This window comes from Rhodococcus sp. ARC_M12 (assembly GCF_022810385.1).
Lineage (GTDB): Bacteria > Actinomycetota > Actinomycetes > Mycobacteriales > Mycobacteriaceae > Rhodococcoides > Rhodococcoides navarretei.
The window spans coordinates 42,603-65,613 of sequence record NZ_JALGQI010000020.1; the positions used below are offsets into that span (position 1 = coordinate 42,603).

The 23,011-nt window shown below is 62.8% G+C and carries 14 protein-coding genes; 6 read left to right on the plus strand and 8 right to left on the minus strand.

All coding sequences use genetic code 11. The features are described 5' to 3' along the window. Nucleotides 1-413: 413 nt before the first annotated feature. The 5 genes from MTX35_RS22435 to MTX35_RS22455 all read right to left on the minus strand — a co-directional run bounded on the left by MTX35_RS22435 (nt 414) and on the right by MTX35_RS22455 (nt 7,744). A complete protein-coding gene (locus MTX35_RS22435) occupies nt 414-2,669 on the minus strand; it encodes a DUF262 domain-containing protein (protein WP_243597092.1) in 2,256 nt (751 codons plus the stop codon). Next, entirely contained in the window at nt 2,669-4,336 is a 1,668-nt protein-coding gene (locus MTX35_RS22440; RefSeq protein ID WP_243597093.1) for a DUF262 domain-containing protein, read from the minus strand. The genes MTX35_RS22435 and MTX35_RS22440 overlap by 1 nt, the downstream gene beginning before the upstream one ends. A gap of 350 nt (nt 4,337-4,686) precedes the next feature. Then, nucleotides 4,687-5,787: a CHAT domain-containing protein gene (locus tag MTX35_RS22445; RefSeq protein ID WP_243597094.1), complete on the minus strand. Its 1,101-nt coding sequence runs from the start codon at nt 5,785-5,787 to the stop codon at nt 4,687-4,689. Between the two features lie 679 nt (nt 5,788-6,466). Beyond that, nucleotides 6,467-6,739, minus strand: a complete 273-nt coding sequence (locus MTX35_RS22450; protein ID WP_243597095.1) for a helix-turn-helix domain-containing protein — start codon at nt 6,737-6,739, stop codon at nt 6,467-6,469. Nucleotides 6,740-7,039: 300 nt separating this feature from the next. Beyond that, entirely contained in the window at nt 7,040-7,744 is a 705-nt protein-coding gene (locus tag MTX35_RS22455) for a hypothetical protein (RefSeq protein ID WP_243597096.1), read from the minus strand. A gap of 142 nt (nt 7,745-7,886) precedes the next feature. Between MTX35_RS22455 and MTX35_RS22460 the strand changes: the two genes are divergently transcribed. The 6 genes from MTX35_RS22460 to MTX35_RS22485 all read left to right on the plus strand — a co-directional run bounded on the left by MTX35_RS22460 (nt 7,887) and on the right by MTX35_RS22485 (nt 20,249). Beyond that, the gene (locus tag MTX35_RS22460; RefSeq protein ID WP_243597097.1) at nt 7,887-10,490 is read left to right on the plus strand and encodes a TrlF family AAA-like ATPase; all 2,604 of its coding nucleotides are present in this window, start codon (nt 7,887-7,889) and stop codon (nt 10,488-10,490) included. Between the two features lie 193 nt (nt 10,491-10,683). Next, the gene (locus tag MTX35_RS22465) at nt 10,684-12,690 is read left to right on the plus strand and encodes a class I SAM-dependent DNA methyltransferase (RefSeq protein WP_243597098.1); all 2,007 of its coding nucleotides are present in this window, start codon (nt 10,684-10,686) and stop codon (nt 12,688-12,690) included. After that, complete coding sequence (locus tag MTX35_RS22470) at nt 12,687-13,937, plus strand: hypothetical protein (protein ID WP_243597099.1); 1,251 nt, start codon at nt 12,687-12,689, stop codon at nt 13,935-13,937. Before MTX35_RS22465 ends, MTX35_RS22470 begins: the two co-directional genes overlap by 4 nt. Before the next feature lie 5 nt (nt 13,938-13,942). Continuing rightward, nucleotides 13,943-17,158: a type I restriction endonuclease subunit R gene (locus tag MTX35_RS22475; protein WP_243597100.1), complete on the plus strand. Its 3,216-nt coding sequence runs from the start codon at nt 13,943-13,945 to the stop codon at nt 17,156-17,158. Between the two features lie 64 nt (nt 17,159-17,222). After that, nucleotides 17,223-19,712: a class I SAM-dependent DNA methyltransferase gene (locus MTX35_RS22480; protein WP_243597101.1), complete on the plus strand. Its 2,490-nt coding sequence runs from the start codon at nt 17,223-17,225 to the stop codon at nt 19,710-19,712. Between the two features lie 147 nt (nt 19,713-19,859). Then, nucleotides 19,860-20,249 carry a hypothetical protein gene (locus tag MTX35_RS22485; RefSeq protein ID WP_243597102.1) on the plus strand — a complete coding sequence of 130 codons (390 nt, stop codon included), beginning with the start codon at nt 19,860-19,862 and terminating at the stop codon, nt 20,247-20,249. A gap of 364 nt (nt 20,250-20,613) precedes the next feature. Here the strand turns inward: MTX35_RS22485 and MTX35_RS22490 are convergent, their stop codons facing one another. From MTX35_RS22490 to MTX35_RS22500, 3 genes are all read right to left on the minus strand, one after another. Continuing rightward, nucleotides 20,614-21,363 (minus strand): HNH endonuclease family protein, encoded by a 750-nt coding sequence (locus tag MTX35_RS22490; protein WP_243597103.1) that lies wholly within the window; start codon nt 21,361-21,363, stop codon nt 20,614-20,616. A gap of 32 nt (nt 21,364-21,395) precedes the next feature. Beyond that, the gene (locus MTX35_RS22495; protein WP_374230346.1) at nt 21,396-21,926 is read right to left on the minus strand and encodes a hypothetical protein; all 531 of its coding nucleotides are present in this window, start codon (nt 21,924-21,926) and stop codon (nt 21,396-21,398) included. Between the two features lie 97 nt (nt 21,927-22,023). Beyond that, a complete protein-coding gene (locus tag MTX35_RS22500) occupies nt 22,024-22,929 on the minus strand; it encodes an NADP-dependent oxidoreductase (RefSeq protein ID WP_243597104.1) in 906 nt (301 codons plus the stop codon). Nucleotides 22,930-23,011 lie beyond the last annotated feature (82 nt).

A 23,011-nucleotide genomic window follows, 5' to 3' on the forward strand; every position in this document is an offset into this window, starting at 1 on the left:
CGCTTCGCCCGACGAACCCGAGGACACTGAAACCAGAACGAGGCGGACCCGCGATGAACACCACTGATAGCCGTAAGATCTCAGCCGGACGGCCAAAGGTCGCGGCTGCAGCTACCCGTGCCTCCATCGCCATCCGCGAACGCAGCGGACGCGAAGTGCCTCAGTGGATCCGTGACGCCGCAGCGGGTCGCCCGACCATCCCGTCGAAAGAACAGCTCTAACACGGGCCACAACCGGAGACTTGACGAGCGACGAAGGGTTGTCGTCAATGCAGGTGTGTCTTCACCCGATCGGCCGGTGAGGCGTGCATTATGGGTCGCCCCGGCTTGCGGGGTGGGTCGACCGAGGTTATGTGAAATGACCGGCTTTTCGTTTCATTTCGTTTCATGTAACGAAACGAAACTGAAACGGAGCTAAAGTCCTGCGGCTGTGAGCGCCCTGACCAGTCGTGCAGCGGCCTGGACCCGGTCGCTCGCGTCGACCCGCCCGCCCGGACGAAGCTCTTGTGGGACGGCGAGTTTAAGCTGCGCGTCGATGCCGAACTCGGCGCACACGGCGTCGAAGCGCTCTTGAAACTCTTCGCCCTCGGGCCGTCGCAGCACCCACCCGTCGGGGGCGCAGCGCACTGCGGTACTGCTGCGTGCGAGGTCCAGCCAGCGGTGGTGTTCGACGTGCCCGCCGGTGAACACTGGGCCGACCGCGCCTTCGATCAGCCCGGTGCCGCCTGCTTCCCGGGCGAGAGCGGCGAGGTACGGGTCGCGGTAACGCCCGTTCATCTGAGTCTTCTCGAGCATGCACACGCGGTAGCCCATCTTGCCGCCGACACTCGCGTAGATCCCGGACGTGCCTTCGCGCATCGAGCTGTACCGCACCAGGTAGTACCGCCAGTCAAGGTGGCCGGTCGCTTGTGTTGAATTGACGTAGTCGTCCCGCATCTGCCGCAGGGACACGCGGGGCACCGTCCCGACGGCGACTGCGTCCAGAACCTTGCCAAGAGCGTCGGCGGTTGGCAGCAGATGCGCGCGTGAGGTCCCCGTGAAGAGGGTCCGCCACGGCTCTGCGTTGGACGGGGAGCCGAATTGCAGGTCGCGGTTATTGCGGCGGCGTGGGTAGTTGCCAGCGGCGAGCAGGGCCGCGGTTAGGTCACTCCAGGCGTCGGGTGTGGCCATCAGCGATTCGAACGCTGTAGCGCGCTGCGCGAAAGTGGAGACGTCTAGGTCGAATGCCTGCAGCGAGCCGCGGAGCAGTGCGTGGTCTTCGAGCCTGAATAGAATCGGTGCCAGATCGGGATGCGCCGTCAGGAACTCAAACTTCGCTTGCTCGTCCTCGGCCTGCGCCTTGTTGAAGCCGTTGATCTCGCTGAGTGAACCGTCTCGGACAATGCGCTCAACGTCGGCGACGAGCGCGGGGAGCCGGTGCGGACGGAGCTCGCTCTCTGACGCCTCGATCAGGTTACGGAGCACCCTCAGCCGGCGCGGGAGGTGCCCCGACGGATCGGCACGATCAAGTAGCACCGCGAACAGGAGCAACGTCCGGCCGTAGGTGAACCGCGTGCTGCCGTAGCTCCGGCAGCACGCACCAAACAGGTCGGTGCCAGTCTCGGTCCCGAACAATAGGAGCCGGTCGGGTTGACGGGCGAGATCGGCCCGGTTTGTCGCGAAGAGCCGCTCGAACTCGTTGGCGATGTCGGCACCGCTCCACGTGTCGAAAGCATGGAACAGGAATTCAAGGCCGGTGTCGGCCTGCGGTCCGGCTGTTCCGAACAGCTGCAAGGCGCGCGTCTCGAGCCGGCCCCACCGGGGCAGGACGCCAGCGCGCCACTGGCTGACGTCGGTGATGAACGCGAAGTAGCGCAGGAACTTGTCATCGATACTGTCGTCGACACCGCGCAGGCGCCACATGATGTCCGACCATGGGCCGTCGATCCGGTGATCGAACTCGGTCGACCTGTCCCCGGACCACGCGATCGCGCGTTCGAAGCGGGCCTTGAAGTTCTCGAACGGTGTCAGTGGCTTGCCGCGCGAGTTCATCTTGATGTAAAGGTCTTCGCCCGAGCCCATATCGTCGATGGGCAGGAGCTGGAACGAGATTGCCGGGGCATCGGTGTCGACGAGGCGTTGCCAAGCGTTGTGCGGGTCGCAGCCGTTGAACCGACCGTGGATCGCGGCGATCATCACAAGCATCGCTTGGATCGTCGGGTCGTTTCTCCAGACGTACAAGTACCAGGGCTGGTCGACGATCCACGCTGCGGGGTCTGGCTCGTCGGACGGCGGCTTCGCGGTTGCGAGCTGCTCACAGAACAGCCGCGCCGTCGGTCTGGTTGCGTAGGAGAAGCGCATCCATGCGTGCTGGTTGTCGAGCTGCCCTGCACGATAGGCTAGGTACCAGTGAAGCAGAAAGAGCGTCGTTAGGCGCTGCTGGCCGTCGAGCGGCCGCAAGGTCCCATCTTCGACGTCGCCATAGACGAAGTCGAGGCCGACGCCGTTACCGCTCGTGAGGGCTTCGTGTAGAACATCGAGGAAGCGCTCACGAATGTCGGACGCGCGCGCGTCGGTGCGCCCTTGGGCATAGTCACGCTGGATGAGCGGGATCTCGATGCTTGTCACCACCGGAGCGCCTGTCTCGCTCGGCGCGAACAGCCCGGCGTACGAGGTGAGGAAGCCGGACATCAGATCCTCCCCTCGTCGAGTAGGTAAGCACCGACGTGCTGCCGCATGGCGGCCAGGTAGCCGTCTCGGTCATGCTGGCCCCAGTAGTGGATCTGCTGGCCTTCCGCGTCGGTGTAGTACTTCAGGAAGACGTTGCGCGTACAAACCGGAATGTAGGAACCGATACGGTCCCGATCGAGGATGTTGCGGCGTTTCACCTCGAAAACGGAGTTGCTGAGCGCGCTGTTGTCGTCGCTCGCCAACAGCGCGAGGTTGGCGATCGCGTCGACGTCTCCGCTGTCGCCTCCGACACTGAAGAGAGTGGTGAGCTCCTGCTCCAACGGGGCGAAGGTCTCCGCGGAGATATCGCCGATAGCGGCGTCGATACGCGCGGTCAATGCGGTGCGGGCTTCTTGAGAAATTGCCGGGAGCCCCGCGAGCGCGTCGCGGTGAAGGCGCAGCCACTCCTGCCATTGCGCTGCGCGATTCAGCTGCTCGGCGTTCTGGGCGTGGATGTGCTCGATGCTCCATCGCCGCGCCGCGTGCTGTTGAAAGGAGAACCGCTCGGCCGACAGCTTCATGCTTCGCACGGTCTCGACGTTCATCAACAGCAGCACATCGGCCGTCTTCCTGTTTCCGTACCGAAGTTCTGCGAGGTCTGATCCTTTGAGGGAGAGGTAGTCGCGGATCCACCCGTCGAGGCGAGACTCGAACTCGCGCTTCGTGCAGTCCTTCGACAGGGAGACGAGCTCGCCGAACGTGCGCCCTCGCGAGATCAGGTATCCGATCTTGTGGAACAGGTCGCGGTTGTCGTACCAGCCCATCAGCAGGGAGTGCAGCGCCACGACCTTGTTCCAGGTCTCCTGCGCCGCGTCCTCGATCAGCGGCCGGAGCGTCTCGAACGTGTGGAACAGCGGGCGGTGCTTTCCCTTTGGCCACACCGCGAGGGTGTCGAGCAAGAGCGTGATGTGAGTTGCTTCTTGGCTGGGCCGCCCTGTGACGAACGCCCACAGCTCTGGGACGCGAAGGTCCCTTTCGATGGTGTCCCACTGGGCCGCGATCTCGCGCTCGCGCTTCAGTTCGCTGGCGCGTGTGAGCAGGAGCGCCTTAACGAGTTCGGCGTCCGTGAGGGGGATCCTTCCGACGTTGAGCCGCGTGAACAACGTTGTCGACTCGACCTCTGCAGGTGCCGCGTACCAAATGACGTACACGGACTCGGACAGATACTTGTAAAAGTTGATCGCGGCGAGAGTCGGGTTGTCACGGCTATCGAACCACTCTCGAATGCACGTGACCGCCGTGAAGACGTGGAAGAAGTCGATGTTGTCCTGGCTCTGCTCCGGAGTGGGGTCCTGTAGGTAGCCGGCGCTCCCCGGCCGGGTCTCGTACTCCAGCGAGTACCTCGGGTGCGCCGTCGGTAGGTGCTCGCGGATGTACCGAAGGATTAAGAATAGAGTCGTCAGGCGCTGCTGGCCGTCGATAAGCTCCCATTTGCCGTCGTCGCGGCGTTTCGCGACGACAGGCTGCAGGAAATACTTTCGCCCGGAACTCTCGCTGATGTCGTTGAGAAGTCTGGTGACCTCGTCGCGTCCCCATCGGTAACCGCGTTGGTAGGCGGGCACCAGGAACTCGCCGACGATCTCGCCCACGAGTACCGGCCGTAACTCAGTACTCGTGTCGCTCTCCACGGCCTCAGGGTACCGGGGTGCAACGGGATTCGACCCGACGGGGTTTGCCGACGGCCGCCTGTCGTGCCAGGCGCGATCGATGTATTCGCATCGCGACCAGATACCCACCACCCATACACCCCATAGGGGAAAGTCGTTCGATAACGGCGAGCAACAGAAGGGCCCCTCCGATGAACCAAGGTCCAGTCGATTTACTGGCATGCGTAGCTATTCAAATGTGCGCTACACCGACAACCCGATCGAGGAACCGTCCTCAAATGCGATAACTCGCCAGTGCGGAGAGTGTGCCACCAGGTGCGGCGCACGCGATTGCGTTCTGTCTACTACCTCAGTAGGTACGACATGCCTCGTCAGGAAGTGGGTTCCGACACGAGAATCGCGCTGGCAGGATCTACGTCCTCGCTTGCCTGCAGAACTACGATGTCAGGGTCGAGTCCAGCGAACTCGAGTGCCACAAGACCCGCAGCGTGTGCGGAAGCGATGGACTGGCCGTTCGCGATCGAGGCGTAGAAGCGGGCCGCGTAAATGATGGCGTCGCCGTCGCCGATCTCGTCGGTCATCCCTACGGCGAAAGGGACCAGCCCGCCGGTCAGTGCATCAAGGTGTGCAGCCGAGTCGCAGGAGTTCAAAACGACAAGAGTAGGCCGCTCATCCGTCGCGCGCATGGCGCGCGCGAACGCGGTGCCGGCCACCATCGTCCCGTCGTTGGGTGCATCATCGTCGTTCTCGAAAGCAAGGATGTTCTCGTTGCTGTGCCCCGAGAAGTGGACCACGTGTGGACGAAACTGACTGACGCCGTCGAGCAGGTCTTCGGTCGTCGCAGCCGGCCTGGCCTGTAGCTCGATCATGTCACGGTGATTCGCGGTCCTCACCGCTGCAGCGATCCGTTGCTGTTCGCGTCCTATGCGCAGTCCCGACTCGCCGACTTCTGCGCCTTTGCTGTCTGCGCCTAGCAACAACACGCGTAACTTCTCGGGCTTTGGCTCCGGCAGGGTTCGCGCAGTAGTCGTCGCAACGTGTTGCGCCCGTTGTGCCAACGCTTCCGCGGCGGCGATCCGTCGCTCGTACTCACCACGCTCTGCGTCGCGTGCGCGCTCGACGCGCTTGTCCTCGTTCCTCCGCTTCTGCTCGGCGGCCTTGCGCTCCGACGCCTCGGCGGTCGCCAACCGAGTCGTAAGCCGACCCTCCTCCGTTCGCAAAGTTGCGGCCTTCTTGTCCGCCACTGCTGCGTCTTTACCCGCCTTCGCAGCTTCTTTGTCACGCCTCTCCGCCTCGGAAGTCTTGGACTTTGCCGTCGATGCGATCTTGGTCTTCGCCGCATCCGAGCGAGCTTTGGTCGCTGCGGTCGATGCGCTGGATGCTTTCGCTCTGTGTTTCCCTGCGTCGGTCTCAGCGTCCTGTCGTGCTTTCATCTTGCGCGCCAGTTCACGGCGAATCTGATCTGCACTCATGGGGACCACCTTTCCAGCGACCGTTCGGACCGAGCGGTCGCCTTCAGGCTAGATGAGACGTACGACACCTAATGCAGTACTACGTCACCCCTAACGACACCATCCGTTCGGTCGAGTGCCACTCGATGGAACAAATCAAGCCAAGTGAGACAGTGGTCGTTCAGTTGATCTGGGTTTCGAGTGCTGGTTCGTTGATGTAGACGACCTGTGGGATTTTAGGTGGTGTCGGCCGGGTCGAGAACCGGGCCGGGTTGGCGTGAAACGCTTCGGTGAGCGTGATCTGCTGGGCTTGGTCGATCGCGCATCAGTACAGGAGGCAGACGATCTCGGGGGATCGTGAAGATACTTCAGGGTCATGAACTGCACCTTCGAAAGTAGTGTCATTCGAGACTTTCGGCCATGAATGGGGATCGAACGACACCGAGGGCGAGATTCGAAGTATCGACTGGCGTTGCATCGACGGCATGTGACGTACCGCAGGTCCAGCCGACGAGTTGGCCATATTGAACGCAGACGACAGTCGCCTTGGCGGTTTTTGCGAATTCGCCAGGGAGTGCGACTGCGTGATAGTCCGGGACCCACCGCGGACGACCACACCTGAACCGTCCCTGTGGCGGACGGTAACGGATTTCGTGCAACTGCTGCCTCGCAAATATCTATGTCGCGAATGGCTGCCAAGTTAAGTCAAATCCTGGTCGGATTCGCAAAGCAACGAGCCGGCGGGAACTCCGAGTACTTCCGCAATATCGAACAGCCGCTCGTACAGCAGCCCGCGTCGACCATGCTCGACATGTATGAGCACGTTTCGTGTAACTCCGGATTCCAGCGCGAGTGCCTCCTGCGTCAAGCCTTGCTCGATCCGTAGTTGACGGATTCGAGATCCAACCTGTCCTCGATATTCATCCCAACGGCGCGCACGCGCGGGATCTGTCTGACTCGGTCGCGTGGGCACTCGACAAGTACGTCAATTCGGTATAAATAAGTCTGCCCTACTAGTAGGTCTTCGTGCGGTCATCGAAGACTGCCGTAACCGCTTCCAGGAGGTAGACCAGTGTGTGCCGACAATGATGGGGATACCGCCTGGCAGGCCAACTCCGCGGCTCAGCAGTGGCTTAAGAGAGTCGGAATACCTACAGAACCGCGGATCATCGCAGCTCTGGCCCGAGCGTTCGCGCCACATGCCTACGGTTCTGGCCGCGAGGCTTTGCCGGCACCCGATCCAGATACGGCAGAAGAAGCAATTGTCGTCTCGCTACTTCGGGCTGGGCAGGTTCCCACACCTCGATCCGTCCGCGCGCACCTGAAGCAGGCTGAAAGGAGAAAACTCGCAGCAAAGCTTGCTGCAGACGCAGAATTTCAGGCCTCCGCTGACAAGTGGTATGAGCACATCGATGCTTTTGGCCGGGTGATATCGACCGCAGTAGAACAGTTTTGGGTCGACAACAGTCGCGGCCCACTGCGAAGCGAAGCCTTCGCAGTGAAAACAGTCGTCGCGTTCTCGCAATCGAACAACCTCGCCCATCTGACCAACCCTCAGCTGCGATCGATGCTGTGCGCGGAACTCCACCGCACAGGCTGGCTCGTCTCGAACCAGAGCCGACGGTCGCTCTGTGCCGGGCCAACCCACTTTGCCTTCCTCTGCGGAAAGAAACGTCGACGAAGTTCGTACAAAATCGGTCAACAAGTTGGACGGTTCATCGGTGAATTCAGGTTCCGACATCACCGGAGCCCCACGTGGAGCCAACTCGCTAGCCTCATCAAGAATGAACGCGACCGATGCATCTTTGCGAGCGGCACCGATGCGCAAGCTCAATCGAGATGGCTGCTCACCCAAGAGTGGATCAGGATCGAGAACGGAGAAATCCGCCGCGGCGCACGAGCCAAGGCGCAGACGGCACGACGATCGGCCGGTCGTCAGAGAAGCTGGAAACCAAAATTGCTGGGATAGGCTGCCCATGTCGTTGATGGGGTCGAGTCGGGCGACCGCCAGGCCGACTTTCGCATGAGCGATGTGTCACGGCCTCTAGCGTGCTCGCATCCGGAGCGCTGGGAGGCCAGATCGTCCGCGGCTGCAAGGCAAGGAACGAGGTCGAGGACAAGTGACCAGCGACGGTGCGCACTGGGTTCGCGCGGCTCTGCAGGTGAATCCCTACGCGTACGAGGGCCGGAACGCCCCGAAGAACTTCTTCGCGAACGAGGAGGATTACAACGAGGCGCTCCTCAACGAATGCCAGGTGCAGCAGATCAGCCTAATTGCCATCACCGACCATTGGTGCGTGGACTCTGCGCGTGGTTTGGTCGATGCCGCGGCGGCTCGCGGCATCGTTGCACTGCCCGGATTCGAAGCGAACTCATCTGAGGGCATCCACGTACTCGTCATCTTCGAAGCTGACACCGACTTTTCTGCAGTCAATGCCGCTATTGGTGCATGTGGAGGGTCTCCAGGGTGCGACAACGGCACGGTCGGAGCATCTTATGCAGTAATTATGGAAAAGATGACAGCTATCGGTGCCCTCCCCGTTCCCGCACACGTCAACGTCAAGCCGGCGGGGATGCTCACGACTCGATCCGGGCAGCCTCTGGCCACGATGATCAAGCATCCAGATCTGCACGCCATCGGCATCACGCCGACAACCGAAGAGACTAGGGACCAGCAAGCGGTAGTCGGGGGAACTGGCCTGTTCGAGCGGACACACCCCCTTGCCGTTATCCACGCGGATGACGTGATGGGGCCTCGCCAACTCCGCACTGACGGTTCCAGCAGCTGGTTCAAGGTCAGCACCTCGTCCCTCATGAGCCTCAAGCTCGCTGTTCGGACACCGGAAACACGCGTTTCCCTCACCGATCCCGCCGTCGCCCCGCGCCCCGTAATCAGGAGCGTCTCCTGGGTTGGCGGTTACCTCGACGGGGTCAAAATTCCGATCTCGGCGGATCTCACGGCCCTCATTGGTGGGCGAGGAGCTGGGAAATCGACGGTTATCGAGAGCATCCGCTACGCACTCGGTATCGATGCTATTTCCCGTCAAATGAAGACCGACCACAAGAACATGGTCGACAATGTGCTCCACGCCGGCACAATCGTTCGCCTCGAGGTTGACTCTGTGACACCCACTACCCAACGGTTCACCATCGAACGAGAAGTACCGCATCCGCCGGTTGTTCTGGACTCCGGTGGCAAGCGCACCAAGCTCACGCCGCAGGACGCAATTGGGCCTGTCGAAATCTTCGGACAACACGAACTTGCTGAACTGGCAGGCGACTCGACAAGTGTCGCCGAGCTCGTACGCCGATTCGACGGCTCGAGTAGCGGCGACGCCGATCTCGCACGAGCCCTTGTGAAGCTTCAGAACAACCGAGAAGACCTCAAGCGAGCTGAGGACAGCGAGCTTGAACTCGAGGGCGAGCTTGCCCAAGTCGGCCGACTGGAAGAACAGGTCAGCCATTACGAGCAGACCGATGTGCCCGCAAAACTTGCCGGCCAGCAAAGGCTCGCGCAGGACCAGGCCATCTTCAAAGAAGGCAAGGCGCGTGTCGACGCCGCGCGTCACCACTACGACACGTTCCTCCATGCGCAGGAAGTTCGCGATCTAGCGGCACCAATCGACGACATCGAACGTGCCCCGCAGGTGGCCCGCCTGCAGCGAGTTGAGGCTGCGATCACGCAGCTCCATCTCAAGCTCGCCGAACTTCATGCGCAAGCGACCCAAGCCATTAGTGCTGCCGATGCCGAAATCGAGGCGGCCCGACAGGAATGGGAGGCTGCTACCGCCGACGAGTTGGCGGGGTACGGAGAAGTACTGCGAGAGCTGAACGAGAAGGGCTTGCAGCCCGATAAGTACGTCGCTACCAAGGCCGAGCTGACGGAACTACGGACCTCGAAGCCGCGGCTCGACGCACAGCATGAGGAAATAAGGAAGCTCCTCGCCCAGCGAGACGCGCTTCTCGGCGAACTACGAACTCATGAGACTCGCCGGACCGAGCAGCTGCAAACCGCAGTACGCGCAGCGAATGAGGCGACGGGCGGCGTGGTCGTCGTGCGGCCGGTCCCGACTTCGGACCGCAGCTCCATCCTTGACGTCATCAAGAACCACACGAGCAATCAGCGCACTCAGATCACGGCCGCCGTCAACGCGGCCGATTTCTCGCCGAAGGCCCTCTCAACAGCCATTCGTACGGGTGCCGATGCGCTTGCTGACTTCGACATTCGGGGCGCGCAGGCCGCTGGCCTCGCCACAGCGGGGGAAGCGTTGGCTCGTGAGCTGGAGGAGTTGTCGGTCGACCTGGCCGTCGAGGTCAAGCTCAAGATCGACGGAAGTTCTGGGCTCCGAACGATGGATCAACTATCGAAGGGGCAGCGAGCTACCGCGCTCCTGTTGTTGCTGCTCGGCGCATCCAATGCGCCGCTCATCATCGACCAGCCAGAGGACGACCTCGACAACAACTTCGTTTACAAGGGAATAGTCCGCAATCTCCGGATACTGAAGGGCAAGCGGCAAGTAATCACCAGCACCCACAACGCCAACGTCCCGGTGCTCGGAGACGCTGAACTAATCATCGCGCTTGAAGGTGATGGGACACACGGCAAGCCGTCCGAAGGTGGGATCGGTTCACTTGACGACAAGACGATTCGGGCGCTCGCCGAGAATATCCTGGAGGGTGGACCGGCAGCGTTCAATGCCCGTCACCACCTGTACGGATTCTGACCCGAGACCGGCGAGCTTCGGGTGAAACACGATGCTGTGCGTAGTGATGAACCTGGATCGACGAGGTGCAGCCGACACGACGGGTCGACCTCGCGGCGAAGTAGGTGCCGACCACTAGTGTTCGAGGCGTGCTCGCAGTCCGTCAGTGACTGGATCGATGAGACCTGAGTACCGCTGATAATTTGGAGTGCCTTTGTCTGTCCTGTCCAGCTTCGTGTGGAGTGTCGCCGACACCCTGCGGGGCCCTTACGCCGAAGCCGACTACGGCTCGGTGATCCTGCCGTTCACGGTGCTGCGCCGCTTAGAGTGCGTATTGGAGCCGCATCGCGACGCAATGGCCGAGATCGTGGCTAGTTTCCCCGGCGAGCAGCAGCGGCGCACGCACCTGAAGATCGCCACCCGCACCGAGGACCGCGCCGGGCTGTCGTTCTGGACCGCGAGCGTCTACACGCTGAAGAAGGCGCTGCAGGACCCCGACAACCTGGCTGAGAACCTCATCGACTACGTCGGCGGCTTCTCCTCGAACCTCGACGTATTCAGATCTTTCGGTTTTGAGAACGTGATCCGCACGCTCGACGAGCGCGACAGGCTCGCGCAGGTCGCTCGCCACTTCGACAGGATCGACCTGTCACCCGACGCAGTCTCGAACGCCGACATGGGCGACCTGTTCGAGAACCTCATCTACCGATTCGCCGAGTCCGCCAACGACGGCGCCGGCCAGTTCTACACGCCGCGCGACGTCGTGCGGCTCCTGGTCGACCTCGTATACGCCGAGGACACCGAGGCGCTGCGAGACCGCGGCACCGTCCGCTCGATCTATGACCCGACCGTCGGCACCGGCGGCATGCTCACCGTCGCCGACGAGCACCTGCACGGGCTTAACCCGGACGCGTCCACAGCGCTGTTCGGCCAGGAAATCAACCCGCGCACGTACGCGATCTGCAAGGCCGACCTACTCATCAAGGGGCAAGACCCATCCAACGTCCGGCAGGGCGACACGCTCGTCGTCGACAAGTTCGAGGACCGTCGCTTCGACTACGTGCTGTCTAATCCGCCGTTCGGGACGGACTGGAAGGCCGTCGAGTCTGAGGTGAAGAACGAACACGCTCGCGGGGGGCATGGGCGTTTCGCACCGGGGCTACCGGCCGTCGGCGACGCGGCCATGCTGTTCCTGCTGCACGTCGCCTCGAAGATGCGCGACGTAGACGACAGCGGCCGCGGCGGCAAGGTCGGCATTGTCCTCAACGGCTCGCCGCTATTCAACGGCGGAGCAGGCTCAGGGCCCTCGGACATCCGCGGCCACATGCTTGAGAACGATCTCGTTGAGGCCATCGTCGCTCTGCCGAACGACATGTTCTACAACACCGGCATCGCCACCTACCTGTGGATCCTGTCAAACTCTAAGCCTGAGAAGCGCATGGGCACCGTCCAGCTCATCGACGCCACCGGCTTGGGGTCGAAGCTAAAAAAGTCCATCGGCTCCAAACGTGTCGAGATCGCCGAGAAGCACCGTCAGGCAATCGTGAGCGCCTTCGCCGGGACACAGGATAAGGACGTCGAAAATGTCGTTCCGGTAAAGGTCTTTTCTAACCTCGACTTCGCCTACTGGACCCTAACTATTGAGCGCCCGCTCCAGCTGCGGTTCGAATGCACCCCGGAACGGATCAGTGCGGTAGCTGAGCACAAGACGCTGGGTAAGATCGACGGCCTGACTCAAGCGCTTGAGTCGTTCGGCGACACCGCCTACCTCAACCGCGAGGAGTTCAACAAGGCGCTCGGCAAATCTCTCGGAGACACCGATCTGCGACTGACCACGGCGCAACGGAAGGCCCTGTGGCAGACCATCGGCGTCCACGACGAGACAGCGGATATCTGCCTACACGCTTCAGGATCATGCAAGGGGGAGCCGGAGCCCGACGCCGCGCTGCGGGACACCGAAGACGTCCCGTTCGGCTGGGGTCGATATCCCAAGTCGCACGATTTCCTGGAAGAGACTGTGCAGGCCTACTTCGACGCCGAGGTGAAGCCCCACTTCGAGGACGCATGGATCGACTGGGACAAGACCAAAACCGGCTACGAGATTCCGTTCACCCGCCACTTCTATACCTATGAGCCACCGAGGCCTCTCGAAGAGATCGACGCGGACCTTGAGCGAGTAGTCGGCGAGATCATGACGCTGCTACGCGAGGTGGAGTCGTGACCAGACAACGCTCGACTCGTACGCTTCGAGAGCTCCTTCGCAATGGGTTGTTCATTGACGGAGACTGGGTCGAATCTAAAGATCAGGATCCAAGTGGAACGATCCGCCTGACCCAGCTGGCTGATGTTGGCGAGACTTTATGGCGCGACCGAAGTGATCGATGGATGAACGAGGAGCAGGCTCGCCGACTCAGGATCACCTATCTGCATCCAGGTGACGTTTTGGTGGCCAGAATGCCGGACCCGCTTGGGCGCGCGTGCCTGGTGCCCGAGACGATCGGGCGAGCAGCTACCGTTGTTGACGTGGCTGTCCTTCGGCCTTCACCTCAATCGATTGACAGCCGGTACCTGATGTACGCGATCAATTCGCGCCCAGTTAGGAGTCAGATCGAGCTTCTGCAGGCTGGAGCAACTCGTCAACGTGTGTCTAGGAAGAACCTGGGTGGAGTTCGAGTTCCGTTTGTTCCGGCCGACGAGCAACACGCCATCGCCGACTACCTGGACCACGAGACGGCCGGGCTCGACGCCCTCGTGGCCAAGCAGGAAGAGTTCATTGAGCTGCTGCGGGAGCGGAGACTGAGTGAGGTCTCGGATTCACTTGCACGACTAGGACCGCCCAACACTCAGTTGCGTCGAGTGGCGTATATCCAGACGGGGGTCACACTCTCGGGCGAAGGCGATACTTCGCACCCATCCTGGCCCTATCTTCGTGTGGCCAATGTTCAGATGGGCAGGGTTGACCTGTCGCACGTCAAGGAGATCCGTCTTTCCGCCCGGGACGCGGCTGGGTCAATGCTCCGTGCGGGGGATGTACTAATGACAGAAGGCGGCGACATAGACAAACTAGGACGGGGCACCGTGTGGGACGGCTGCATCAGCCCAATGGTTCATCAGAACCATGTTTTCGCTGTGAGGGCCGAGCCTGGGCGTCTGGTTCCACACTATCTCGCCTGGTGGCTTGACTCGTCGATAGCTCGGGAATATTTCTACCTCACTGCCAAGAAGACTACGAACCTCGCGTCCACCAACAAGACCGTCGTCGGCCGGCTACCGATACATGTTCCCGATCTAAACGAACAGCAAGTGACCGTCGCGCAGATTGTCGAGCGGACCAACCGCATCGACGCTCTGATGGCCAAGGCCAGTCAGCACATCGCTCTTGCTAAGGAACGTCGCTCGGCGCTGATCACGGCGGCGGTGACCGGACAGATCGATGTGCGAACCGCAGCGTCACAGAAAGCGAGTTGAGAACCTTGGCAAGAATCGACGGCACTCGCGAAGAAGCGTTCGAAACGGAGATCGCGAAGTATCTCGCCGAGCATGGCTGGGAGTACTCCGAAACCGACGATGGGTATGACAAAAATCGGGCGATTTGGCCCGCGGACGTGCACTGGTGGCTGAACGAGACGCAGACCGAGGAGTACGCGAAGGTCGTCCGTGTGGGAACCGCTGCAGAGCAGGCCGACCGCGAGGCGCTACTGGACTCGCTCGTGTCGCGGCTGGACACGCCTATGAGCTCGGGCGGGGGCACGCTCAATGTGCTGCGTCGGAAGTTCTCCCACACCCGCGGGGCGACGGCTCACTTGCGGATGTGTCAGTTCAAGCCTGCCACCACGCAGAACCCGACCACCACCGAGCATTACCGGAAGATGAGGCTGCGCGTCGTCCGGCAGGTGCATTTCTCACCGAAGCGTGGGGACAACCGCTCGATCGACCTGGTGCTTTTCGTCAACGGGCTGCCCGTGGCGACGGTCGAGCTCAAGTCGTTCTTCAAGCAGGAGTGGCGCACGGCGGTCAGTCAGTACCGCAACGACCGGAACCCGGCGGGGCAGCCGTTGCTCGGATTTGGCACCCGCGCCCTAGTTCACTTCGCCGTCGACGACGACCAGGTTCACATGACCACCAAGCTTGCGGGAGAAAAGACCTACTTCCTGCCCTTTAACCGCGGACGCAAGGACACCGGCGCTGCGGGTAACCCGCACAACCCCAGCGGGGCCGCCACTTCATACCTGTGGGAGCGGGTGCTCCAACGCGACAACTGGCTGGCCATTCTCGGCTCACAGATATTTCTCAAGGCCGAGGCGGAGGAGGACCCGGCTACCGGAAAGATCAGGCGATCCACGACGCTGATGTTCCCGCGTTACCACCAGTGGCGCGCGGTGAGAAAGCTCGTCGAGACCATTGCTGAGGAGAAGCCCGGCAGGCGCTATCTCATCGAGCACTCGGCCGGGTCGGGGAAGACCAACACAATCGCCTGGACCGCGCACCGGCTCGCTCGGCTTCACGACGCCGCCAACGAAAAGGTCTTCGACAAGGTCCTCATCGTCTCCGACCGCCGCGTACTCGACGCGCAGCTGCAGCAGGCTGTCGAGCAGGTCGACGACACTGTCGGCACCGTCGCCGTTATCGACTCTGCAGCTGTGCGGCGATCCGGTGGCTCGAAGTCGCGTGCGCTACTGGATGCGCTGACCGGCTCGGCGCTAATCATCGTCGTCACGATCCAAACGTTCCCGTATGTCAAGGGCCTGTTGGACACGACGCTGGGCGACAAGAACTTCGCCGTAATCATCGACGAAGCCCATACTTCGCAGTCCGGCAAAACGGCGTCGGACCTGAAGAAGGTCCTCACTGAGGGCGGCCAGGTCGCGACCGACGAGGAAGTCGACTCCCAAGACGTCGTGAACGAGATCGTCGAGGCCGACGACGCGCGCGAGGCGCAGATCGCCGCCGAGACGGCGGCCAGGGCCGGTGCTCGGAATGTGTCGCTGCTGGCCTTCACCGCCACGCCGAAAACGAAGACGAAGGTGCTGTTCGGCCGCAAGGACGAGGACGGGAAGCCGGTGTCCTTCGACGTCTACCCGATGCGGCAGGCGATCGAGGAAGGCTTCATCCTCGACGTGCTGCGCGGCTACCAGACCTACAGGACCGCGTTCGAGATCGAGCAGCGCGGCGCGGACGGCGTCGTCACGGGCATCATGGCGGACAGCGACGACCGCCTTGTCGACCCGAAGGTCGCGGCCCGCAAGATCATGCGGTTCGCGAACCTACACCCGACGAATATCGGCCAAAAGGTCGAGATCATCGTCGAGCACTTCCGCGCGAACGTCGCCCAGCTCCTCGACGGCCACGCCAAGGCGATGGTAGTCACGGACTCCCGCCAAGCCGCGGTGCGATACAAGGTCGAGGTAGACAAGTACCTCGCGCAGAAGGGCTACGGCTACCAATCCATTGTCGCCTTCTCCGACAAGATCAGCGACGACGAGTACGGCCTGACTGATGTCACCGAGGCGTCGATGAACCCCGGCCTCGGCTCGGACCTCGCGCGGGAGTTCCGCCGTCCCGAGTATCGCTTGATGCTTGTCGCCGACAAGTTTCAGACCGGCTTCGACCAGCCGCTGCTGTGTGCGATGTACGTCGACAAGAAACTCCCAGACGTGCATGCCGTCCAGACACTATCGCGGCTCAACCGCACCTACCGAGCGCCGTCGGGGGAGGGGAAGAACCGTACCTTCGTGCTCGACTTTGTCAACGACCCGGCCGAGATCCGCGAAGCATTCCTCACGTACTACCTCGAGGCCCACATCGAGACCGAGACCGACCCGAACTTGGTGCACCGGCTCGCGACCAAACTGGCCCAGGCGCGGATATACACCATCGAGGACGTCGAGCGTTACGCGAAGGCGTGGTGGACGCCGACGCAGTCGCACGCGGCGCTCGCGGCTGCCGTGACCCCGGCCCGCGACCAGTTCGCGCAGCGCTGGGCCGAGGTGACGGACCAGCAGGACAGTCAGGGCTTAGACGAGCTGCGGACCTTCCGCAAGGACTGCGGCTCTTACGTACGCCTGTACGACTTCATGTCGCAGGTTGTCGACTACGCCACCAGCGATTTGGAGAAGCTAGCCGAGTTTCTTCGGCAGCTCGTACGGCTGCTCCCCTCCAACGACCCGGGAGCGGACGCCGACGTGTCCGGCCTTGAGCTGCGCCGCGTCCGCCAGATCGAGCAGGGCAAGGCTGATATCGGCCTCTCCGGCGACCAGAACACGCCCGGTCTGTCCGGCATAACCGGCGTCGGGTCCGGAGTGTCCAGGCCCGATCCGCAACAGGAGTTGCTGTCGGACATCATCGCTCGCATCAACTCGCTCTTCGGCGCAGAGTTTGCCGACCCGCAGATCGCGGGCTTCGTCATCGCGGCCGCAGGGATGGCCGAGGAGGACCAGCGCATCGCCGACCAGATCGACCACAACGCCGTCGACCAGTTCCTGGCCTCGCGGGAGCTGCGCGAGACTCTAACGGACGCTGCCGTGCTGAACGAAGGCGCGTTCGGCAAGCTGACCGGTGCGCTGACCGGCGAGAACGAGCGGGCCGACGAATTCATCCGACTGATCGGGCAGTACCTGTACAAGTCGCGCAGGATGCGGATGGTGGATGCGGCGGATTTCGACGACGACCATTCGGTCGAGAACGAATAAGGCGATGGCGACGAAAAGCGCTCCACACCCCGCGATTCTCGCGGTGCTCCAAGACTTAGAGTCCGTGCCGTACACCGACGGTGACCGCGGCCCGGTTGGCTTGGACCATGCGACAAGTGTGTCCTTGGCGAGGGCCCTTGCCGTCGGCGGGCTCAGTCGCCTCGATCCGGGTCTCACGACCGTCGAGATCTGGGACCCTGCGGCTGGCTTGGGGTTCGCTGGTTTCCTGCTGGTCGAAGCGCTTCAGGCGTCAGGAGTCGAGATCCGCTACCGCGGCCAGGACATTAACGAGGCCGCCGCGTCCGCGAGCCGTCTTCGATTCAACGCGGTCCACGACGCCGAAATCGCTCAAGCGGACACGCTGGCGCACGATGCCTTCAAGGACTTCAGCGCCGACCTGGTGATTGTCGACGCGCCTTGGGGGTTGGACTGGCGGGGCTCGGCCTCGCACGTGGAAGCGCGGCAGTCAAAAGGTGAGTTCCGTTTCGGTCTTCCGCAGCGCTCCGACAGCACCTGGCTATTCATCTCTTTAGCCCTTGAAAAGCTTCATCCGGCTGAGCAGGGCGGGGGACGAGTCGCGGCATTGGTGAACCCGGGCGCTTTGAGTTCCGGCGGCGCAACCGCTGCGGTGCGGAAGCGGATAGTCGACGAAGGCCTTCTGGAATCGGTCACTCGGCTTCCCGACGGCCTGGCACCGAACACTCAGATCCCCCTTTACCTCCTTACATTCTCGAACAACGCCAGGGACGTCACCCGGGGCAGAGCGATGGTTGCCGACTTGCAAACGATGTTCACTACGGACCATCACCGAAGGTCGATCCCGGTCGAGGCGTTCCACGAGCTCGAATTCGGGCTGCGGACGACGAAGTCAGGCGCCCGCAACCGCACCATCAGCACTCGCCAGTTCACGCGACGGGACGCACGGCTGTCGCGCACCACTAAGGAAGGCAATCAGCTCTCTTGGCGCGTCACCACCCACAACAACACGGGAATCGACGGTGGTTTGCTGGAGGCCCGCTATGGGCCCCACTCCGGCGTCTCGCTAATCGAGGAACCGCGCGAGACCGTCGACCTCGATCCCAGTCACGTCTTCAAGGACGACTCGCGCGAGCTGCTGAGAGACATGGCCGCAAAAGGCTGGCCCAGCCGGCGTTTGAGCAGTCTCTTAGCCCGCGAGCCCTGCATTGAAACTGATCCGGATGACGAGCAAGACGGGCTGTATTTGTTCGTGCCAACCAGCCGGGGGGGCAGAGCCGCCACGGACCTATCCGAGACGACCGCCGGCGGTCGTGTCCTGGCGATCCAGCTCGACGACGACTCGATCTACCTACCCTTCATGGCGGCGTGGCTCAACTCGGAGCAGGGCATTGCCAGTAGGCTCCATGCGATCGACAAGGGAAGCTCGGGCCACCACCTTAAGGTACTGCGGTCGGACCCCAACTCATTGATGCGTTGGGCCGACGAGCTCCTCGTGCCGGTCCCGGATCTCCGCGTTCAGCTCTCCCTCGCGGCGGCGGATGAGCGGCTCAGCTCTTTCCAGACTGACCTCGGCACCCGACGAGCGAGCATATGGTCATCCCCAGAGGACGCCGACGAGGTGGTAAGCAAGGTCGCGGCCGCCTTCGACGACTCGTTGACGTCGTGGCTCGACCAGCTGCCATACCCGATCGCATCGGCGCTGTGGACCGCGGAGTCCGCCCAGTCGGCGGGGGAACAGCAGCGCGCCTATCTACACGCCTGGGAGGCGATCGTGACCTTCCACGCGACGGTCCTCCTCTCCGCGAGCCGCGCCGATCCGGGTGGCAGCAGCGAGACGGAGGCCGCTATTCGTCAAACCCTGCATGAGCAGCACCTGGGCATCGAGAAGGCTTCGTTCGGAACCTGGGTGGTGATCGTCGAAAAAACGTCAAAGAACCTGCGCAGCGCGATAGAGGACGGTGACGCCGATGACGTGGCACGTGTCCGCCGCGCGTTCGCCGAGCTTGGCCGCGCCGGAATCGAGCGGCTGATCTCGAAAGAACTCGTCAACAAGTTCAAAGAGGTGAATACCAAGCGCAACCGGTGGTCCGGCCACACGGGGTACACCTCAGAGCGGGAGTTGAGGACGCAGGTCGACTCGCTCGAGTCGGACCTCCGAGAGCTCCGCGGGCTCCTCGAAAACGTTTGGTCACAGCTCATGCTGGTTCGCCCCGGCAGCGCCAAACGCCGTCGCGACGGCCTCGTCCAGACCGCCGAGGTCGCAGTAGGGACTCGCACGCCTTTTGCGGCCCGGGAGTTCGCTGTGGGGGAGCAGATGTTCGAGGACGAGCTGTACCTCGTCCGGGATGGATCGCAGTCGCCGCTGTGCCTAGGTCACTTCGTGCAGCTTCGCGCCGCGCCGAGCAGTGCCCAGTTCACCACGTATTTTTACAACCGGACCGAGGGGCGCAGCGTGCGCATGGTCAGCTACCAGTACGGGCCGGAGAGCGAACTGCAGGACGACGTGAAGAGCCTCCTCTCGGATTTTGGGGGACTCGCCGACGCAGTCGCCGATGACCATCATGGAAGGACGTAAGGGCACAGCCTCACAGCCGAATATAGGACTACAATTTCCGGTGTGACCATCGCCGTCTGCGAACGTGAGGTACCGCAATGGATACTCGACAACGGAGAGGCCGCCTAACTACTCCATCGGCCGACCCGACCTCAAGGGAGCCATTTAATGATCTCCGCGCTACCGACTGCTCGTAGCTTCGACCAGCTTGTCGGCCCGTACTACGACACCTCGGGTCTGACCCAGTGGTGGGGCGTGAGCCGGCAGGCCGTCGCCAGGGCCGCATCGTCCGGAGACGTGATCGCCTGCCAGCTCGACGGCGGCGGATGGGTCTATCCCGCCTGGCAGTTCACCGACTCGGGAACGGTCTACCCGGACCTGGTGACCTTGTGGTCGATACTGCACGCCGCGGCCGACGCCTGGACCTGCGCAACCTGGATTCGCAGTCCGCTCGCCGATCTCGATGGCCGCAGCGCAGCGCAATGGGTCACCGAAGGGCGCCCGATCGAGCCAGTACTTGAGCTCGCACGCGCCGACGCGCGTAAGTGGGCGACGTGACCCGCGACCCGGTCGAATTGCGCCTGTCCGCGAATGATCGCGACTGCCGATAGCGAGTGAGTAGCGGATCGCGTCGACACTGCGCGGAAGCTCGATCAGGCTGCTAGCGTCGAAAACCGTACCGGCTTCGCAGTCACGCATTGTGTGTCAACCGAGGCCCCGGTTCTGCCCCGAATGTTGAGTGCGCCAGGGGGATTTGGACCGGGTCAGTCGCCCGTGGGGGCCGTCGTTAGCTGTACAGCGTCGGTCCTCGAAGGCAGTGAAAGACACGCCACACCCTGTCGGTCTTCTCTACTCACCCCGTAAGTTCTCGGAAGCGTAGCGACGACAGCTGCCTTGCTATCGAACTCACGACGCTGCTCGTTCACTGAATACGATTCGCAGCCTCGGTATCGGAGGCGATCGGCTGGCCCGGACAGGTGGACAGGACACTTGCGATCGCGGTCTTTTCCGCCTCGGTCACCCACAGTCGATACCGAAACTTGACCGCGACTTGACGGGCCACATAGGCGCACCGGAACGTCTTGTTCGGAGGCAGCCACGATGCGGCATCGGAGTCGCCCTTCGCCATGTTGGGGGCCTGAGTGGTAGCGATGAGATTGAGCGGATCATTCGCCAGATTGACCCGCTCGGCGACCGACAATTGCTGCGCGCCCTTTTGCCACGAATCACTCAGAGCGACGACGTGCTCGATTGGGACGAGCGGCGAAGTAGCCTCCCCCCGAACGAAATTCGATGTTGTCCCGGTATACGGATCGTGGAGAACTCCCGTCTGCACCACACACGGCGGCGAAGCAGCCGCCACACTCGATCGGACCTTGCACGTGATGTTCACCAGGTCGCGGGAGAGTATGTCCTCACGGGTGCTCAACGAGTTCCCGCCCCACAAAACGGTGTTCGCATCAGTCCACGCGGCCCCGAATGCGCTGCGCGCATACCCCGTCTTCGGCGCACGCCCCTTCACAGCGAGCTGCTCCAACACCGACAGCGCCGACAACGCCCCGTCGACCTCAACGCCAGGTAAAACGGTCCCTGGCGAAGCCGGAGCGGCCAAAACCGACCCACCCTCTTCCGGCAGAGCCGAGCAACCGGACACAGCGACGATGAAAGCCACAGCCGCCGCGGCACCCATCGCTCGCCTGCGCATCACAACGTCACCGTTTCGGTCAGCGGCATGGCGTCGACGCCCTGACCAGTAAAAGCGAGACGCCCAGTTGACAAAGCTGCAGATAAAACATGGTCGATCTGGATTTGTCCGGCGTCGGACTTGGTGAACAGCATCCGCTCGCCGGAGTACGGATCTGCGAGCGAACCCGCCAGCACGACGCAGTTGCGGGTGCCTGCCCGGAACTCGACCTCGGTCATCGACAGCGCCAGGACGTTGTCGCGGGTACCGCAGCCGTCGTGACCGCCCGGCCCGTCGTAGTCGTCCGTCCACGCCGGGCCGAACACACACCCTTCACCGCTCTTGCATCCACGCTCGTAGCCGAGGGGATCGGGTCGCGCAGCGACCACGCGAACCTGGGCGAGCAGCTCCTCGATCTGTGTGCGAGTAGGACTACCCGGAGCCGGTTCGGCGGGGGAGAAACCAGGAACGACGGGCCGGTCGCACGAGCCGAAGACCGCCATCACCGCCGCAGCGACCACCAGCAGGACCGCTACCCACAGTTTTCTCACACACGTCCCATCGTCGATCTTCTCGGTCGGTCTTCGGTTCTTGCGACAGCAGTGTGCCGTACGGGACCGACAGTGATCCGCTGCCGCGGAACCGGCGTCAGCGAACCTCGACGACGACCTTGCCGAGCACGTGCCCGTTCTCGACGAGCGCGAGAGCCTCGCCTGCTCGCTCGAGCGGGAAGACATGGTCGATGCGCGGGCGAAGGACACCCGACGCGGTCAGATCCGCCAGCCGCGCGAATGCTGCGGTGCTGCGGTCACGTTCGACTCCGGAACCACCGAACTGGGCTGCCGACACCGGATCTGCGACGCTGACGATCGGTACCCCCGCCGTCACTGCGGTCGCGGCGGCGCGCAACGTCGCGCCTCCGACGAGATCGACGATGCCGGTCACCGGTCGCGAGATCGCGTCGACGAAGTCGGGGCCCGATTCGACGAACTCGGCCCCGAGGCTCTCGATCCACTCCTGTTTACCTGCGCTCGCGACCGCGAGAACGTCGATCCCATCGGCTCGCGCGAGTTGCAGAACGGCCGAACCCACGCCGCCGCCCGCGCCGAGCACCAGGATGGAATCACCCGCGGCCGGATGAAGTCGGCGTAGCGCGTCGTACGCGGTGCCGGCTGCCACCGGAAGGGTGGCCGCGGCTGCCCACGAGACGGCCTCCGGCTTGTGTGCAGTGCTCGACGCGTTGAGCACGGTGTACTGCGCATAGCCTCCGAATCCCGCGGCGGTGGCTCCGAACACGTGGTCGCCGATCGGGAAGTCCACCACACCGGAGCCCGCCGCTACGACGGTGCCCGATACCTCCCGTCCCAGAACCGCGGGCAAGGTGATCTGCACGGTGTCCTTGCGATTGCCCTCCCGCACCTTCCAATCCGCTGGATTGACCCCGGCGGCATGTACCGCGACGAGAATTTGCCCGGGGCCCGGCTCCGCGACGGGTAGGTCGAGAAGGTGCTCGGTGTCGGGTCCGCCGTATTCGCTGAAGCCGTACGCGATCATGCGCCTACTGTGCCTTACCGGTCGGATCGATCGGTAGCGCAACGCAGAGACTCGCTCGGAGCGCCTCGCCTCGGCGGTGTCG